General features: G+C 40.6%; 22 protein-coding genes. 17 read left to right on the top strand and 5 right to left on the bottom strand.

Going from position 1 to position 16,680, the window contains the following annotated elements; all coding sequences use genetic code 11:
• Positions 1-81: 81 nt before the first annotated feature.
• Positions 82-825: a (S)-benzoin forming benzil reductase gene (locus tag NSS65_RS15350; protein WP_326135350.1), complete on the top strand. Its 744-nt coding sequence runs from the start codon at positions 82-84 to the stop codon at positions 823-825.
• Between the two features lie 299 nt (positions 826-1,124).
• Positions 1,125-1,658: an HD domain-containing protein gene (locus tag NSS65_RS15345; RefSeq protein WP_024423336.1), complete on the top strand. Its 534-nt coding sequence runs from the start codon at positions 1,125-1,127 to the stop codon at positions 1,656-1,658.
• Here the strand turns inward: NSS65_RS15345 and NSS65_RS15340 are convergent.
• Complete coding sequence (locus NSS65_RS15340; RefSeq protein ID WP_255290996.1) at positions 1,655-3,142, bottom strand: alpha/beta hydrolase; 1,488 nt, start codon at positions 3,140-3,142, stop codon at positions 1,655-1,657. The two genes, NSS65_RS15345 and NSS65_RS15340, sit on opposite strands and share 4 nt — an antisense overlap.
• A gap of 176 nt (positions 3,143-3,318) precedes the next feature.
• On the opposite strand from NSS65_RS15340, the gene NSS65_RS15335 reads away from it, so the two are divergent.
• The 9 genes from NSS65_RS15335 to NSS65_RS15295 all read left to right on the top strand — a co-directional run bounded on the left by NSS65_RS15335 (position 3,319) and on the right by NSS65_RS15295 (position 9,696).
• A complete protein-coding gene (locus NSS65_RS15335) occupies positions 3,319-3,555 on the top strand; it encodes a YuzF family protein (protein WP_034282580.1) in 237 nt (78 codons plus the stop codon).
• Positions 3,556-3,738: 183 nt separating this feature from the next.
• Entirely contained in the window at positions 3,739-4,842 is a 1,104-nt protein-coding gene (locus NSS65_RS15330; protein WP_034282578.1) for an AI-2E family transporter, read from the top strand.
• Positions 4,843-4,908: 66 nt separating this feature from the next.
• On the top strand, positions 4,909-5,130 hold the full coding sequence (locus NSS65_RS15325) for a spore germination protein (protein WP_003213446.1): 222 nt from the start codon (positions 4,909-4,911) through the stop codon (positions 5,128-5,130).
• A 98-nt stretch (positions 5,131-5,228) separates the two neighbouring features.
• Positions 5,229-5,450, top strand: a complete 222-nt coding sequence (locus NSS65_RS15320) for a spore germination protein (RefSeq protein ID WP_024425952.1) — start codon at positions 5,229-5,231, stop codon at positions 5,448-5,450.
• Positions 5,451-5,546: 96 nt separating this feature from the next.
• The gene (locus tag NSS65_RS15315) at positions 5,547-5,795 is read left to right on the top strand and encodes a YueH family protein (protein WP_024423330.1); all 249 of its coding nucleotides are present in this window, start codon (positions 5,547-5,549) and stop codon (positions 5,793-5,795) included.
• A gap of 27 nt (positions 5,796-5,822) precedes the next feature.
• Positions 5,823-6,230: a YueI family protein gene (locus NSS65_RS15310; protein ID WP_034282575.1), complete on the top strand. Its 408-nt coding sequence runs from the start codon at positions 5,823-5,825 to the stop codon at positions 6,228-6,230.
• 60 nt (positions 6,231-6,290) lie between these two features.
• The gene (locus tag NSS65_RS15305) at positions 6,291-6,842 is read left to right on the top strand and encodes an isochorismatase family cysteine hydrolase (protein WP_065215227.1); all 552 of its coding nucleotides are present in this window, start codon (positions 6,291-6,293) and stop codon (positions 6,840-6,842) included.
• Between the two features lie 17 nt (positions 6,843-6,859).
• Complete coding sequence (locus NSS65_RS15300) at positions 6,860-8,332, top strand: nicotinate phosphoribosyltransferase (protein WP_041115814.1); 1,473 nt, start codon at positions 6,860-6,862, stop codon at positions 8,330-8,332.
• A 137-nt stretch (positions 8,333-8,469) separates the two neighbouring features.
• Positions 8,470-9,696 carry an HDOD domain-containing protein gene (locus NSS65_RS15295; RefSeq protein WP_024423326.1) on the top strand — a complete coding sequence of 409 codons (1,227 nt, stop codon included), beginning with the start codon at positions 8,470-8,472 and terminating at the stop codon, positions 9,694-9,696.
• Between the two features lie 35 nt (positions 9,697-9,731).
• Here NSS65_RS15295 and NSS65_RS15290 read toward each other — a convergent pair whose 3' ends face one another.
• Complete coding sequence (locus tag NSS65_RS15290) at positions 9,732-10,088, bottom strand: hypothetical protein (RefSeq protein WP_041115816.1); 357 nt, start codon at positions 10,086-10,088, stop codon at positions 9,732-9,734.
• A 505-nt stretch (positions 10,089-10,593) separates the two neighbouring features.
• Between NSS65_RS15290 and degQ the strand changes: the two genes are divergently transcribed.
• From degQ to NSS65_RS15260, 6 genes are all read left to right on the top strand, one after another.
• Positions 10,594-10,734: a degradation enzyme regulation protein DegQ gene (degQ, locus tag NSS65_RS15285; protein WP_003213123.1), complete on the top strand. Its 141-nt coding sequence runs from the start codon at positions 10,594-10,596 to the stop codon at positions 10,732-10,734.
• Between the two features lie 151 nt (positions 10,735-10,885).
• Positions 10,886-11,800, top strand: coding sequence for a polyprenyl synthetase family protein (locus NSS65_RS15280; protein WP_176967247.1), 915 nt, complete (start codon positions 10,886-10,888; stop codon positions 11,798-11,800).
• Positions 11,797-11,967 carry a competence pheromone ComX gene (comX, locus tag NSS65_RS15275; protein WP_073207246.1) on the top strand — a complete coding sequence of 57 codons (171 nt, stop codon included), beginning with the start codon at positions 11,797-11,799 and terminating at the stop codon, positions 11,965-11,967. Before NSS65_RS15280 ends, comX begins: the two co-directional genes overlap by 4 nt.
• Before the next feature lie 53 nt (positions 11,968-12,020).
• Entirely contained in the window at positions 12,021-14,333 is a 2,313-nt protein-coding gene (locus NSS65_RS15270; RefSeq protein WP_034282568.1) for an ATP-binding protein, read from the top strand.
• 80 nt (positions 14,334-14,413) lie between these two features.
• Positions 14,414-15,055: a response regulator transcription factor gene (locus tag NSS65_RS15265; protein ID WP_034282566.1), complete on the top strand. Its 642-nt coding sequence runs from the start codon at positions 14,414-14,416 to the stop codon at positions 15,053-15,055.
• Between the two features lie 23 nt (positions 15,056-15,078).
• Entirely contained in the window at positions 15,079-15,468 is a 390-nt protein-coding gene (locus NSS65_RS15260; protein WP_034282564.1) for a hotdog fold thioesterase, read from the top strand.
• 92 nt (positions 15,469-15,560) lie between these two features.
• Here the strand turns inward: NSS65_RS15260 and mnhG are convergent, their stop codons facing one another.
• The 3 genes from mnhG to NSS65_RS15245 are packed head-to-tail and all read right to left on the bottom strand — an operon-like array spanning position 15,561 to position 16,679.
• Positions 15,561-15,935 (bottom strand): monovalent cation/H(+) antiporter subunit G, encoded by a 375-nt coding sequence (gene mnhG, locus NSS65_RS15255; protein ID WP_024423320.1) that lies wholly within the window; start codon positions 15,933-15,935, stop codon positions 15,561-15,563.
• Positions 15,919-16,200 (bottom strand): Na(+)/H(+) antiporter subunit F1, encoded by a 282-nt coding sequence (locus tag NSS65_RS15250; protein ID WP_024425942.1) that lies wholly within the window; start codon positions 16,198-16,200, stop codon positions 15,919-15,921. The genes mnhG and NSS65_RS15250 overlap by 17 nt, the downstream gene beginning before the upstream one ends.
• Positions 16,200-16,679: a Na+/H+ antiporter subunit E gene (locus NSS65_RS15245; protein ID WP_024425941.1), complete on the bottom strand. Its 480-nt coding sequence runs from the start codon at positions 16,677-16,679 to the stop codon at positions 16,200-16,202. The genes NSS65_RS15250 and NSS65_RS15245 overlap by 1 nt, the downstream gene beginning before the upstream one ends.
• Position 16,680 lies beyond the last annotated feature (1 nt).

The following is a 16,680-nucleotide window of genomic DNA, read 5'->3' as shown; positions in this document are numbered from 1 at the left end:
GGCAGGCTTTTCTTTATGCAGATTGCTTGATGTCATACCGTTTCACTACGTAAAATAGTGATATCAAGGGAGGAGATTGTCATTCGAATTTCAATCGTTACAGGCGGATCAAAAGGCTTTGGCTTAGCACTTGTGAACAGGCTGCTTTCACGCGGGGATCATGTGTACACAGCAGCAAGAAGTGCATCGCCGATATCCCATCCGAAGCTTACACATACCCAGGTTGATCTGACCGATGAAGAAGCAGCGGCCAAATGGATTCAAGATAGTCTCACGCCGCAAACTCTGGCAGATGCTGATGACATCTTACTTGTCAACAATGCAGGAATGGTCACACCTATCAAGCGCGTTGGACAAGGCGGACAGGATACGCTTCATCAGCATTACAAGCTGAATCTTGTTATTCCTGTTTTACTGAGCCATATGTTTGCTAAGCAGACTCAATCATTTAACGGAAAGAAAACGATCGTTCATCTTTCTTCTGGAGCGGCGAAAAACCCATATAAAGGCTGGAGTGCGTATTGCAGTTCAAAGGCAGGACTCGACATGTTTATGAGGACTTTTCATGAGGAACAACAGGACGAGGCGCATCCGATCAACACGTTTTCCTTTTCACCCGGCACGATCGATACAGATATGCAGGGGGAAATTCGGAAGTCATCAAAACAAGACTTTGAACAAATAGACCGTTTTCAGCAATTATATGAAACAGGCACGCTGAAGAGCCCAGATGAAGTCGCAGGTATTTTGCTCGATCTTTTAGCGGATGATCCAGCTGGCGGATGTGTCTACGATGCACGTGAGTATGTGAAAAAGCAGTCATAACGACTGCTGCAGCGTGAAGAAAAACCCTCGCATTCTGTGTCAGGCCTCGGTGCCGGTGCTCACGAATCTCAAATTCGCTCCGCGCCAGTACTCGGTCTTCCTAGACTTCAAGGGTTTTCATATCACGCTAAAAAGGAGAAAAAAAGCAGTCATAGTGACTGCTTTTTTCGTATTGTACAAGCAAAAACAGCTCATTTGACATAAGCTGTTCTTGAGACTCATAGAAAATATAACAGAACATTTGAGTTTCTTTTCAGAATATGTTAGGATGCTAAAAATATAGATAAGGAGGGGTTTCCATGAGAAAGGTTACATTAATGGATGTTTACACCCATCCAGTCGCTCAAAAATATTTAAATCGTTCAGGAAAAGCCCATGCGATTGCTTGTGCTTATCACGCATTCAAACTGGCGGTGCAGGCTGGGATTAATCCAGATCTCGCTGTGAAAGCAGCCCTCTTGCATGACATCGGCCACTATGAATGGTATACAGCTGGCGGAGAATGGGATTACGAGACATATAGACGGAATGATATTCATGCCATTAAAGGCGCAGAGCGGGCTCACAAACTGCTCATACGCCTCGGTGAGGAACCAAAGGCAGCCAAAGATATTGCGCTTGCGATTCTGCTTCATACAGATTCATATTTGCCAGAGGGCGACCTTCATAAGGACACACTTCAGCAAATCGTCAAGAAGGCAGATGAAATGGATGAAGAGCCTGGCGGACATCACCATTACAGACAAATAGACGAATCACTTGCAATGAAAAAAATCACGGAATTGGATCAGAAAGTGCAGCAGGCACTTCAGCCCATGAAACGCTCTGTTTAGTATGGAATGTCTCCATGAATATTTCCATGCTGATCGACATACAATGTGCGAATAACGGTACGGTTAAATGCTGATGTACCTGATGCAGTGAGTCCGGTGTAATGAACCGTGACAGAATAAGCACCTTCTTTTTTCAATTGAACAGCGGATGAAGCAGTTGTTTTGAGTGGATGATCTTTTTGGGCATCCTTAAAGTAAAAGGTTTCGACTTTCTTGCTTAATCGTTTAATCAGACCGCTTGAATGGGTCGATGCATCATCCCCTGATTTCGCTGCCTCTGCTTTGATTTCGTCATTTAATGGTGAATCAAAGGATACGAGCAGCAAATAAGGAGCCTTTTTTCCTGAATTTGATCGAATCGTCCATTTTCCAGGAACGGGTTTATTGATTTGCACATGGTGCGAAAATGCGCCTTCATATGGGAAAGATGCTTCCGATGTCTTCAGATTTGTTAAGACGTCTCCATTTGGGGCGATGATTTCTGGCCGCGCCTCATGCCTTTCATTTAACCACTGAATCGATAAGCCATTCGTTCCTTCCTCTACATAGAACGCTTCTGTTTTATCCTTTTCACTTTCCCCGCCTTTCACATAAACATCTGTATTCAGCTCAGTAGAGTTCGGGCTCTCTATATTTTCTTTTTCAGCGCTTGCGGCATTTGCCAGTAGCTGATGCTGAAACACAGGGAACATGCTTGTGCCGTTTTTAATGGAGTTGTGATCCCATTTCCCTGTTAAAATATTGTTTGCATATGATAGTCTTGTGCTGCTTACCGTGACGGCGCCATCATTTGCACCAAAGCTCTTTAAATACATGCCGCCTAAATACAGCATCCCGCCAAATGTTCCCCATTCCGATCCCGAATACGTGATGTATTTTTGAGGAAACTTCTCCAGCTTGTCGGTTTCACTTCGAAAAGCCGCCATGAGCCCCGTTTGCAAAGAATAGAGCGCGTCGCTTTTTTGTCCAAGAATTTCTGCGAGCCAGCTTCCGCCCTTGCTATACGCTAAATCTGCCAGCGGCGTCCCGTAATGAGGGGAGCCGAGTGTGATGACCTTCTCTACATATGGATGGGCATCGTGATACACGAGTGCGGACTGTGTATCCACCCCGCCTTTACTATGACCAATCACAATAAGTTTTCGACCGAACACATCATAGATTTCTTTTAACTTTTCTGCTAATAGTTTGCCATTCTTTTTCGTATCCTGATCTGGATACAAATCTATGAATGCGCTTTCGTATCCGTTCAGAACAGCTTGCTTTGCCATGTCGTTTCGGTCGAACCATGTGGAGGAGGAGCTGTTAATGCCGTGAACAAAAACAAGTGGTGGTTTTGACTCGTCTTTTTGAACCGGCTCTTCTCCTTTAAACCACTTTCCTGGTGTCCCAGGTTCATCTCCAATTGATCCTGCATACGCATAACTTGCAAAGGAAAAAAAGAGCATGACAGCAGCGAGACAGATGAGTTTTTTCAAGATCATTCACCTCTTCAAATGATTTAAGTTGTTGGCAGCACCAATCTATTATACTTCCAAAAGATGTAAGATTAAATAAAATGTTAAAATATGGTATTTGAGTTGTAGGTTTGCCCTGAGTGACATTCACATGGGTCATTGCATACGATGTGGGTAAATACACAAGTAAAGGGGCAGGTAGGATGGCACAACAAGGAAGTCCGCAGCTTGTTTCATTAGTTGATCCATATGTTTATCAAACATTGCAGAAAGTGATCGGTATGAGATTGATTGTTCAAACAGTGAAAGATACAGTGCGCGGAAAATTGAAGGAAGTCATGCCGGATCATATTGTCATTGAGGCGGGGACAAAATCAGTTTTTTATGTGCGGATCCAGCAAATTGTATCGGTGATGCCTGATCACAGTGAAAGAGTGTAACAAGCAGACGCAAAGGTGTCTGCTTTTTTCACGCTTATAGAATGTATATCTGGAAAAAGTGCATGATATACCAATTGTTCTTTTTTTTACAAAAAATAAGGTTCTAAAACAAGAAGCAGTTGACAGAAGGTGGGTGGAATAGTAGTTTTTTAATAAGATCAATACGTAACAGGAGGAGCATCTTTGTTAAAATCTAAAGTTCATTTTTGGACATTCCAAATATTACTTGTTTTACTCATTGTTTATGTATCTACAAAGGTTTCGTTTTTATTTCAGCCGATTATTTTATTTGCATCTACCTTGTTTGTTCCCATCTTGCTGGCTGGAATTCTCTTTTTCATCTTTAATCCAATTGTTCGATTTTTGTCCAGGAAAATTCCTAGGACACTTGCTATCCTGATCATTTATCTTTTGTTCATCGGACTCATCACGTTCATTGTGAATGCTGCGGGACCGGTTATTGTCACGCAGGTTGGTGGACTTGTCAAAAGCTTCCCTGGTTATGTGACGGATATGCAGAAATTTATCAACGACTTCTCGCATTCTAAAACATTTACTTGGATGATGAACCAAGATTATGTCTCCGTCTCGAAGTTTGAACAGACAATTGTTTCGACATTAAAAGGTTTGCCGGAAAATATTGCTTCAAGCATGTCTGCTGTGTTTGGTGTGATTGCCAATATTGCTTTAGCTGTGATCACAGTTCCGTTCATTTTGTTTTATATGTTGAAAGACGGACATAAGTTTCCGGACAAGCTCGTTCAATTTTTGCCAATGCCTTACCGTAAGGAAGGATTGAAAATCTTTAAAGAATTAAACGATACGCTTGCAGCTTACATACAAGGGCAGATTGTTGTCTGTTTATTTGTTGGAGTGGCTTGTTTTATCGGATACTTATTAATCGGTGTGAAATATGCGCTCATTCTCGGCATTATCATTGCGGTCACAAATGTGATTCCGTACCTTGGGCCATATCTTGGCGCGGCACCAGCTGTGCTTATTGCGTTTCTTGATTCGCCTGGAAAAGCGGTGGTGACAGTCATTGTCATTCTTGTCGTTCAGCAAATTGACGGAAATGTCATTTCTCCATTGATCATTGGGAAACGCCTCAACACACATCCTTTGACCATCATCCTGCTATTAATTGGGGCAGGAAGCTTTGGCGGAATCCTTGGCATGATTTTTGCGGTCCCTGTCTATGCACTGCTCAAAGCCATCACCTTGAATATTGTCAGATTGGTGCAGCTGCGTCAGCGATCTCGCAAAGAACAGCATTTAAACGTCTAGGACAGATGCACACTTTTTCCCTTCTTGCATAAGATGATTGAGATAAGCAGATAGGGGGAGATTCTGATGCCTGCAATCGTTGGACCTATTCATATCGAGTCGTTAGGAGGAAACGGTGCAGCTACTTTCGGTGATGTCCTGGCCATTGCCCCTTTGGCTGTCGACCACTCTACTGGCGGTGCGGGAGCCTTTAATTCAGGTGATTATATGTCACTTACGAGTGATCCGAATGCCACGATGCTTTGGGACTTTACATTGTTTGGCCAGCCTCAATCATTTAACGCATAGAAAGGCAGCTGATACTCACAGATCAGCTGTCTTTTTTATTTTTCATACACGTATTTTTGAGCTGGGCATATGATGTGGGGAGAAAAGGTGGTGGAAAGATGCCAGCGATTGTTGGGCCTATTCATATTGACCGTGTGATTGGAAATGGTTCTGCACATTTCGGTGATGTTTTTGCCATTTCGCCAAAAAGTGTCGATCACTCCGCCGGTGGATCAGGTACCTATAATGCAGGGGACTTTGTCCAATTTTTTAGCAGTCCAAACGTTACGTTTATGTGGGATATAGACCTGATCAGCCAGCAAAAGAGCTTTAATGCATAGCCAGCTTTGAAAGGGAATTCCTTTTCAGAAGCTGTCTTTTTTTATGGTACAATGGATATGGATGTAAGAAGAAAAAAGAGGTGTGAACTGAGTCAAATGAAAATTAGAAAAGCACACATCACAAGCGGACAACCAAAGACCTACAATGTATATTTACATGAAAATAAAAAAGAATATAAAACGCTTGTAGCCGTACCTGACATTGAATGGAGTATTTCCATTGCGTATGAGGACGAAAAGGAGCAGCTCATCCATACGCTTGAACAATCCTTAATGGAAAGAGTAGAAACAGACGAAGCCCGTGACCTCGCACTCAAGATTGTGCACTGGGTTACAGAAATGTAAATTTAGAAACCAGGAGTGAACACAGCGATGAAAGAAGAATCCGTAGACTTTTATTTGCAGCAAGGGATATTTGGACATGCTGAAACAAAACCCGATGAACGAAGAATGTTTCTTGGTTCATTAAGGGAACGAGCGCTTCTCGCCCTGACAAAGGGACAGGTATCAAGAAATAAACCATATCAAGAGGTCGAACAAATATTGAAGGCCAATCGCCAGGCCACAGTTCTATTAAATGGTGAACTTTCCTATGCTTCTTATTCTCAATATGTCAAAATGGCAAATGCCGCTGGATGTTCCTTTAAAGTGGTGAATCATCACGAGGCGCACTCTCCTTTTGGTCTTGTCATAGAGATGCCTGATGCGGTCAATCAGGAGCATATCTATATAGAGGATGAGCTGTTTCAAAAAGCTTTTTCTCATGAATCTGTTGAATAGGTTTCCCTAGTGAAATGAATAAGCTATAATGATTCAAAAGAGCATATGGGAGAGATGCGGATGGGCAAAGCGTTGATTTGTATAGATTATACAGTTGATTTTGTTGCAGACGATGGAAAACTGACATGCGGAAAGCCTGGGCAGGCGATTGAGTCTAAGATCACAGAAATCACTTCTTCATTTATTGATGAAGGCCACTTTGTCGTCTTTGCTGTCGATCATCATGAAGAAGAGGACCCTTATCATCCAGAAACAAAGTTATTTCCGCCCCATAATATTCGCGGAACAGAGGGTATTGAACTTTATGGACAACTAAGTTCACTATTTCACACGTCAAAACATTTAAAACATGTCTACTATATGGAAAAAACAAGATACTCTGCTTTTGCAGGCACTCAATTAGAAATGAAACTGCGCGAGCGCGGCATCAAGGAACTTCACTTAGCCGGCGTATGTACCGATATTTGTGTACTTCATACAGCTGTTGATGCGTACAATAAAGGCTTCGAACTTGTGATTCACCAAAATGCTGTGGCGAGTTTTAATGAAGCGGGGCACGAGTGGGCACTTTCTCACTTTGAGCAGTCGCTTGGTGCGAAAGTGGTTAAGTAAGGGAAGGAGAATGGAAGTTGGAGCATCGGTTTAATGACGACAGTTTATCACTACATACAGATCTTTATCAAATTAACATGGCAGAAACGTATTGGAGAGACGGCATTCATGAGAAGAAGGCAGTCTTTGAACTCTTCTTTAGAAAGCTTCCATTTGACAATGGCTTCGCTGTATTTGCTGGCTTAGAGAAAGCGATTGAATATTTATCGGACTTTTCCTTCACCGAAAGCGATCTGGCGTATTTAAAAGATGAACTCGGTTATAAAAGCGATTTCATTGACTATTTAAGCGGATTGTCCTTTACAGGTACACTTCATTCAATGCGAGAAGGGGAAATTGTCTTTGCGAATGAACCGATTATGCGCATCGAAGCAACGCTTGTTGAAGCTCAGTTAATCGAAACGGCATTGCTCAATATCGTGAATTTCCAGACGCTGATTGCAACAAAAGCGGCCCGGATTAAAGGAATCATAGAAGATGAGACAGCATTAGAATTCGGAACAAGACGTGCGCATGAAATGGATGCAGCGATGTGGGGAGCAAGAGCGGCACTCATCGGCGGCTTTCAGGCGACAAGTAATGTTCGTGCTGGGAAACGCTTCAACATACCAGTATCAGGAACACATGCCCACGCACTTGTACAAGCATACCGCGATGAATATACGGCATTTAAAAAATATGCTGAAACACATACAGACTGCGTCTTTTTAGTCGATACGTATGATACCGTCAGATCAGGTATTCCGAATGCGATTAAGGTAGCGAAAGAATTTGGAGATAAAATCAACTTCATTGGTGTCAGACTTGATAGCGGAGACCTTGCATACTTGTCTAAAAAAGCTAGAACAATGCTTGATGAAGCAGGTTTCCATGATGCTAAAGTCATTGCATCAAGCGATCTTGATGAACACACCATTATGAATTTAAAGGCACAGGGCGCCAAAATTGATGTGTGGGGTGTTGGGACAAAACTGATCACAGCATTCGATCAGCCAGCCCTCGGTGCAGTATATAAGCTGGTGTCCATTGAAGAAAACGGCAAAATGAATGATACCATCAAAATTTCATCCAACCCAGAGAAAGTGACAACACCAGGCCGTAAACGTGTGTACCGGATTATCAATCAATTGAATCATCATTCTGAGGGCGACTACATTGCACTTGAAGAGGAAGATGTTCATAGTGAGGACAAACTAAAAATGTTCCATCCTGTGCATACGTTTATTAGTAAATTCGTGACAAACTTTGTGGCGAAAGATCTTCACGTCCCGATTTTTGATCAAGGAAAACTTGTCTATGACAATCCAGATATTCAAACGATTCAAGCCTACGTGCAGGACAGTCTTGGACTCTTCTGGGAGGAATACAAACGAATCAGCAAACCAGAAGAATATCCAGTCGATTTGAGTCAAAAATGCTGGGATAATAAAATGCAGTTTATCCATGATGTGAAAAATAAAATCAAAAAAGAGCTTTATGAAAGCGAATGATTTAAAGAAAGGGAGACCATCAAGCCAGGTGGTCTCTTTTTTTTATTTTGACCGATTGAAATTGAACTAAAAGTGCAATCATTTGGTATACTGAAAGCACATCTTGTTTGTCATGGCATAAAGGAGGATTGGAGCAGTTGAGGGTGTTTGTTGCGAGACAGCCTATTTTTAACAGAAAAGAACAAGTCGTATCATATGAGCTGCTTTATAGAGATAGTGAAACCAATACATATAGCGCTGAAGACGGTGATCAAGCGACAACGGACCTCATTATCAACAGTTTTCTAAATATCGGCATCGAAACACTGACAGAAGGAAAACGATGCTACATTAATTTCACCGAAAGCTTGCTTTCATCTGATCTGCTCACCTATTTTGATCCGCATCAGCTTGTGATCGAGATATTAGAAAATGTACCGATTACCCCGGCACTTATTATGAGATGTAAGCAGTTAAAGAAATGGGGATATACGATTGCACTCGATGATTTCTTCCTAAACGGAACACATTATAGTGACAAGCTGCTTGAGGAACTCCTCTACTGCATAGATATTTTAAAAATTGACTTTCTGAAAACCACAACGCAAGAACGAAGAGATATTCTGCATTCGTATAAAAAGTATCGCCTTCGATTCCTAGCAGAAAAGGTAGAAACGAGAAGAGAATATGAAGAGGCGCTTGAAGCGGGCTTCCACTTGTTTCAAGGGTATTTCTTTAGTGAGCCGCATGTGATATCGGGACGAGCATTATCGACCAGCTTCCATGCGTACCATCAGCTTTTAAATGAGTTAAGCAAGGACCAGCCGAATATCCAGACCGTGACCCATTTTATTGAAAGTGACCTTTCGCTATCATATCAATTATTAAAAATGCTGAATTCAGGCGGCATGAGACGTCTTTATCAAATTAAAAGTATCCGGCAGGCGATTATCCTGCTTGGGTTTAATGAAATTCGGCGCTGGATCTTTATCCTTTCATTTAAAGAACTGAATGTCCAAGCTAATTCAAGCCAAAAAGAAATCATCAAAATGTCATTCATTCGTGCCAAAACGTGTGAACTGATTGCTTCTCGTACTGAACGAGAGCACCCCGCCTCTTATATGCTGACAGGTATGTTTTCTCTGATTGATACGCTTGTCAGGGCAGATATCACAGAACTTGTGAAGGAACTGCCGCTTTCTGATGAAGTTGGTGAGGCACTGCTTGGCTATGAAAATGATTATTCTTTTGTACTAGGTGTGGCCAAACGTATTGAACGAAATGAATGGGATGATGAGATGTTAGATGGAAATCTCCCGAAACAGGAAGCCTATGGCTGTTATATAGAAGCCATTGAATGGTGCCATAAAATGTTTGAATCTTAAGAAAAGCCGCTCGCGTGAGAGCGGCTTTTTCTTTGTCATGCCCACTTTAAAAGAAGGAAAAGTCTGCTGGAGGCAAGAGACAAGTAGATTCGAATCCCTTCTGGACTAAAGCGGATATCAATGCCGCTTTTCACACCGATTTGCTTCAGCATTCGGATGACACTTGTTGAATCAGAGCGCTCAGCAGCCTCCATGATGCGCTGCGCAAACGGAAGGGAGCTGGAAATTTGCTGTGTGATGAGTGAAGCATCAGCAACGAGGCGGGCTGATTCTTTTGCGGCTCGTTGAAATGAGTGGGCATCTACTGGAGGAAAAGTCATTGGCGTGCGCGGCGGGTATGCGCGGCTCATTGCGGGAACCTGCAAAGCAGGATAAGGAACATAGTAAAACACATGGTCACCTCTTCTCTCATTGACGTGAAATTGGACGGATATCTGTTCTAAATGTATGTAGAAAATCAGAATAAAGAATCAAAATGATCTTTCTATCTTTGTAATTCCAGCATAAAAATAGGTACTTTTGCGGTCAATTTCGGTGAATGTCGCCAAAAAATTGCGGTGTCCACAATAGCATCTGTCGTCTGACCTATGACACGCAAAACCGAAGATACAGAGGGGATCGTACGTTCTACCGGGAGAGAAGTGTGACGAATGATGCCTATTCCTGTCGCAAAAATGACGCAATTCCTTTGAAATTGAGATAAAAGTATGATTTGAAAAGTCAGAAAATGATGAAAAAAGACCTATTGAATTTTGCGGTATCGCGCACACGTTTTGTGCATACTTTTCGGTGAAAAAATACTCAATTACATTTACACTGTTAGTAACAGATCAAATACTTATGACCCAATCACCATACACAAATACATTGATCTTCCAAAAAAGGAGAGTGGAATCGATGGAAAAGTATGAAATCGAAGAACTTAAACAATTATTATGGAAACTTGAAAACGAAATCAGAGAAACAACGGCTTCTCTTCATAACATTAACAAAAGCATTGATCAATACGACAAATATGAATATGTGAAAATTTCTTAAAGACTTGATAATCATCAAGTCTTTTTTTTATCCAAATACATACAAAAAAAGGATATATTATTATATAATTGTTAAATAGTGATGTCAGTGGACATTTGCTCATGTCTTTTTAGTAAAATAAAAGGCGGAAGGGTGAGGTACAAGATCGAGTATGCTAAACTATCTAGAGAATACAAAAATCAAGCAGAATATGTCTGATTTTATTCAACATGCAGTCAGGCAGAATGATTTACAAAAGCTGCTTTTGAAATTTACAGATAGAAAAAAAGAATTTCCTCTTGGTCAATTAGCTTATCAGCATTATGAGGCATTTGACGGACAAGACAAGCAAGCGATTACAAAACTGGCAGCAGGGATTGAACTTCTCATCTTATCTGCCGATATATTAGATGATATTGAAGATCAGGACAATGATTCGTATCCTTGGATGAACGTCGACCAAGGAGTGGCCATCAATGCTTCTACGTATTTGTATACGGTGAGTATTCAATTCATCACGTCAATATGTGAAAATAATTCTCAACTAGTAGAGAAACTGTTCCATTTCATCAAAATGTCAATGGAAGGTCAGCACGAGGATTTGCGACATTTGCATGGAACAGAAGAAGAGTGTGTAGAGGTTTTAAGGAAAAAATCAGGATCTTTAACAGCTCTTTCTAGCGTACTGGGTGTTTATTTAGCGACAGGAAAAATAAACGCTACTGTGGAATCTTATTCGATATATTATGGTGTTGCTGAACAGATCAGTAACGATTTTTTTGCGTTATTTTCAAAATCAAACGGAGATTTTCAAAAAAAACAAACACTGGCATTCAGTTATTTACAAAGACGTTTTAACGATGCCAGTCAAGAGCTTCTTTCCTTCTTTTCTAACCGGCTGGAAGAGTCAGAGCAAAAGCCGTTTCAATTGAAGCAGAAGTTACTTGAAGCTGGTTTGACTCAGTACATGGTATCGATGAGAGAGATTATGCTGTTAAAAATGAAGCGTGGAATGGAACAACTTGATTTACCTGGGAAGAAGAAGGAACAATTATGTGCATTTATGACAAAGGAGGGCAATGATTGAACATTCAAAATGTTATTGCATATTTAGTCAAAAATCCTGGTGTTGTGAATGAATTGGACTTAGGGAATGCAAGTTTAATTCACACAGATGAGCAAACCATGCAAGCAATCATTCAGGGGATTAAAAAAGGGCAAATGTCTGCAGATTATATATGGTACTATAAATGATACTATTCATTTAAAAATGATTTAAAAGTTCTCCAGTTAAGGATGTTTTATACATGAAGATAACTTATACGAAACTATCTGCTTTTTTGGTTTTTCTGTCTTTTTTATTTGTGATCTATGTTTCATATATTTATGTATTTGATATTTTTAATGGAGCACGTGTAGCGGAGAACAAGAACGGTCAAGCAGAAGTTGTCAAAGTTGAATATCTTTCTTTAGCCTACACATCAGGATTAGAAGAAGGAGATATTATACTTAAAATCAATGGGGAACCTGCTAACAACAAAGATCATTTGATCAATGGTGAGCTTAGGAATGTGCAAAGAATTGATATTCAAAGAGGCAACCAAATGATCACCCTAAAAAATAAGACATTGATTGGCCAAGAGAGTTTATTTGTCTATATAATTCCTCTCATCCTGTATTCAATTTGTTTATTTTGTATCTTCTTTATCATTCGAATTAACAAAGAGGCTCAACGAAAATCAGCATTTCTTTTAGTTGTATTTTTATTAACGATTTGTATCGGATATCTTAGTGCAGGTACTTCAGGTATTGGTGAGAGATTTAGCCATTATGTGATCGTATTTTGTTTATCAAGTGTATTTATCTTTTATATTCACTTCATTTATCAATATTTCAAAGAGTTTGACCTGCATATTACGACTCAAAAAACGATTCGCTTTTTATATAGTCTTCCTATAATTAATCTAGTAATAGAGTTATTTGTTCCAATTGATTCGGCGTTAGCCAGATACATGCCAAGTTTAAATCTTTTATTCTTTTTCGCTTCTATTATCATGTCATTCAAAGTGATTATCAATGGAATGCGGAAATATAAAGAGACAGAGCAGGGGTCTGTTTTAAAGTTTTTTGTCATGATAAACATCATAGCATTTTGTCCATTTATCTTTTTGTTTGCAATTCCATATGTTTTGTTTCGTATTTATGTGGTAGATCCCTTTTTCTTAACTTCTTTTGTCTTGCTCATTCCTTTTTCACTCGTGTATCAATTTATGACGAACAAGCTTTACAATATGGATTTTTTGATAAGCAGACTGAAATACTATGGGTTTCTTGCCATTACACCGACCGTTTTTGTTGTTGTCACGTTTTACATTCTGCAAAAGCCAGAAGATTTGAAGTACACACTGAAGCTCGCATTAATCACCTATACACTCATGCTGGCTGTATTCTATTTCAAAGAAATTCTAGATTTCCGCTTCCGTCTGAAGCGTTTTTCAGAAAAGTATAATTACCAAGACAGCGTGTTTAAATTTACACAGCTTATTCGTGAGGCGTCATCACTTCATCAAGTGCTGTATCATTTGAAATACACCATTTTAGAAGTGCTAGTTGTGAATAAAGCCTTTGTGCTTGAGGTGAAGGCTGATGGACAAATTATTGAAATTGATGAGTCAACAAATGATAGTAAGCTATGGAAAGAATACGTGGATCAATTTCAAGATATTTTAGGTGAAGTTGGTAAAATCATCGAGCTTGATAAAGGGTTTATGATGAAAATTGGCGAGCGGGGCGGTCACTCGTTTATGATTTGCTGCTTATCCAATATACAGACACCGAAATTGACCCGCGATGAAATCTCATGGCTGAAAACATTGGCCTTTTATACAAGTGTCAGTTTAGAAAATGTCGTCAAGATCGAAGAATTGATGGAGCACCTTGACGATTTGAAACAGCGCGAGGCCAATCCTGCCTGGCTGAAGAAAATCATGTTTGCTATGGAAGAAAAGCAGCGTTCAGATTTAGCGAGAGATCTTCATGATTCCGTGCTGCAGGACTTGATATCACTAAAAAGGCAGTCGGAGATGTTTTTAACGAATTTCCAAAACAACCAATGCCCGACATCTATTGAAAATTCGCTTATCTCATGGAATGATCAAATGTCCAAAGTGATTCAAACGACGAGAGAAACGTGTCATGAGCTTCGGCCGCAGCTGCTGTATGATTTAGGTTTAGTAAAGGCGATATCGAAGCTGACTTCTCAAATCCAGGAGGAAGCACCGTTTCATATTAGGCTGAATACGACACGCTTTGATAAAGAATTGGACATTGATATTGATTCACAGCTGAATATTTACAGAATTGTTCAGGAACTGTTATCCAACGCCCTGAAGCATTCAAAAGCCACTCAAGTGTTAGTGATGCTGATTTGTATTAAAGATCAGGTTGTTCTTCACTATGAGGATGATGGAGTCGGTTTTGATGCCAGTCATCTTGATCAGCACACAATGAGCATGGGTCTGTCGGGAATTAGAGAAAGAGTGAAAGCGTTAAATGGAAAGCTTCAAATTCACACAGCCCCGGAAAAAGGGCTCAAGGTGAAAATTGAAATGGAATTGTAACGATTTATTAAGGATTAAGACTTGGCATCAGCCAAGTCTTTTATATAAAATGGAAGTGAGTGATTTAAAGGGAGGAAGACATGAAGAAGATATTGGTCATTGATGATCATCCGGCTGTCATGGAAGGGACAAAAAGCATATTAGAATCAGACCAGCAGCTATCAGTCGATTGTTTAAGTCCTGATGCAGAAGCCGCTTTTTTAAAGACGCATGACTTTTCCATCTATGATGTGATTTTAATGGATTTAAATCTCGGGGATATCAATGGAATGGACATTGCGAAACAAATTTTAGAAACCAACCATCAAGTGAAAATTATCATTTATACAGGGTATGAAGTAGATGATTATTTTGAAGAGGCTATTCGGGCTGGATTACACGGTGCAATTAGTAAAACAGAGACGAAAGACAAAATTATTGAATACATACACCGCACATTGCAAGGGGAAGTTGTCATTCAGCTGTCCTATTTAAAGAAATTAATTTCACAGCAGCAAGAAAAGCCAGAACAGGCGCAGCAGACTGATCACGAGCTCTTAACCGAACGGGAGTGTTTGATTCTTAGAGAAGTGGAAAAAGGATACACGAACCAGGAGATTGCCGATGTGCTTCATTTGAGCAAACGGTCAATTGAGTACAGTTTGACATCCATCTTTAATAAACTGAATGTTGGATCTCGTACAGAAGCGGTGTTAATTGCCAAGTCTGAAAGTGTGCTGTAAACGTGTGAAGGGAGAGGGCCTTAATGGATGTGAGCGGATCAAATACACTGCTTGAGGCACTAGGCATTGAGATTGTAGAGTGCAATAAATCACGATGCGTTGCAACAATGCCAGTCGATCACAGAACAAAACAGCCATTTGGACTGCTGCACGGAGGAGCATCTGCTGCTCTAGCAGAAACAGTGGCGAGCATGGGGGCTGCTGCTCATTTGGACTTAACGCAGCAAGTTTGCTCAGGTATTGAAATCAATGCCAATCATTTAAAATCTGTACGCGGTGGAGTGGTGACAGCGACAGCTGTTCCAGTACATGTAGGACGGCGTACAATGGTATTTCAAATCGATATAAAAGATGATCGAGACCGGCACATCTGTACGTCAAGATGCACACTTGCTGTCATTGATCGCATATAAAAAAGCTCCCGGTGCAGCGGAAGCTTTTTTTGTATGCTGTTGCGCGATAAAAAAAGAATGGCCCAACATGGCAGGCCATTCTTTTTTGCTTTTTATAAATAAGAATCTTCTTTTCGCTTAATCACAAAGTTACGGAAACCGCCATAATCATCTTGGACACTGCGCTTGTCGAGCTTAACACCAGTATTGTACGCGGCTCTTCCGATCAAGTGCGCGCCGACTGGTGCTGTCAGGAAGATGAATACGATCCCGAGAAGGATTTTTGCAGAAATAACGCCTGCAAGAAACCATTCGTGAAAAAACACACCTACTAAAATCAGAACAACGCCAAGGGTCGATGCTTTTGATGCAGCATGCATACGTGTGTAAACATCCGGCAGGCGAAGGACACCAATGGCTGAAATTAAACAGAGGATAGCGCCTAGCAGGATAAAGAAAATCACGATGGCTTTAGCGATGACGATCATTTTCAATCACTTCCCCTTTCTCAAGGAATTTGGAAAAAGCGACAGTACCGATAAAGGCAAGGATGCCGAGCAGTAAAATAATCTCAAAGAATGCAGTGGTTTTCAGTAAAATTGAAACGATGGCTGTCATCCCAATTAAATTGATTCCTATCGCATCAAGTGCACTCACGCGATCAGGAATAGAGGGACCTTTGATCACTCGTATCACAAAAAGCAAAGTAGACAGCGCAAGAATGCCAAGTGACATTTGCAAAATGAGTTCCATTACTTACCGCTCACCTCCTGAATCGCTTTTTCAAATGAAACCCGGATATCGTGAATGGCTTTTTCAGCATCTTCAATATCCATCGCATGAATGTATAAAATGGACCGATCATCGGAAATATCAATCACTAGTGTACCTGGTGTCAATGTAATCATATTTGCCAGTATGGTGATTTCCCAATCTGTTTTCAAGTCCGTACGAAAGGCGAAAATACCGGGCTTAATCGTGAGCTTTGGAGATAATACGGTCTTTAATACACTTAAATTGGCAAGAAGCAGCTCGCGAATAAAAATGATGATCAGCTTGAAAATCGCATAAAGGGCATAGCCGTAAAAACGCTGCGGGAAAAATCGACGCAGCATAAAAATGGCGATCATCCCTAATGCAAAACCTGATACAAAGTCTGCGGCTCTGTATGTATCATTCATAAACATCCATGTAAAGGCGAGGAGTGCGTTTAGTAATATTTGAAAGGCCATG

The organism is Bacillus sp. FSL K6-1006 (genome assembly GCF_038593175.1).
GTDB classification, from domain to species: Bacteria; Bacillota; Bacilli; order Bacillales; family Bacillaceae; genus Bacillus; species Bacillus safensis.
Note: the sequence above shows the minus strand (reverse complement) of the source record. Positions and strands in the feature narration are given on the sequence as shown.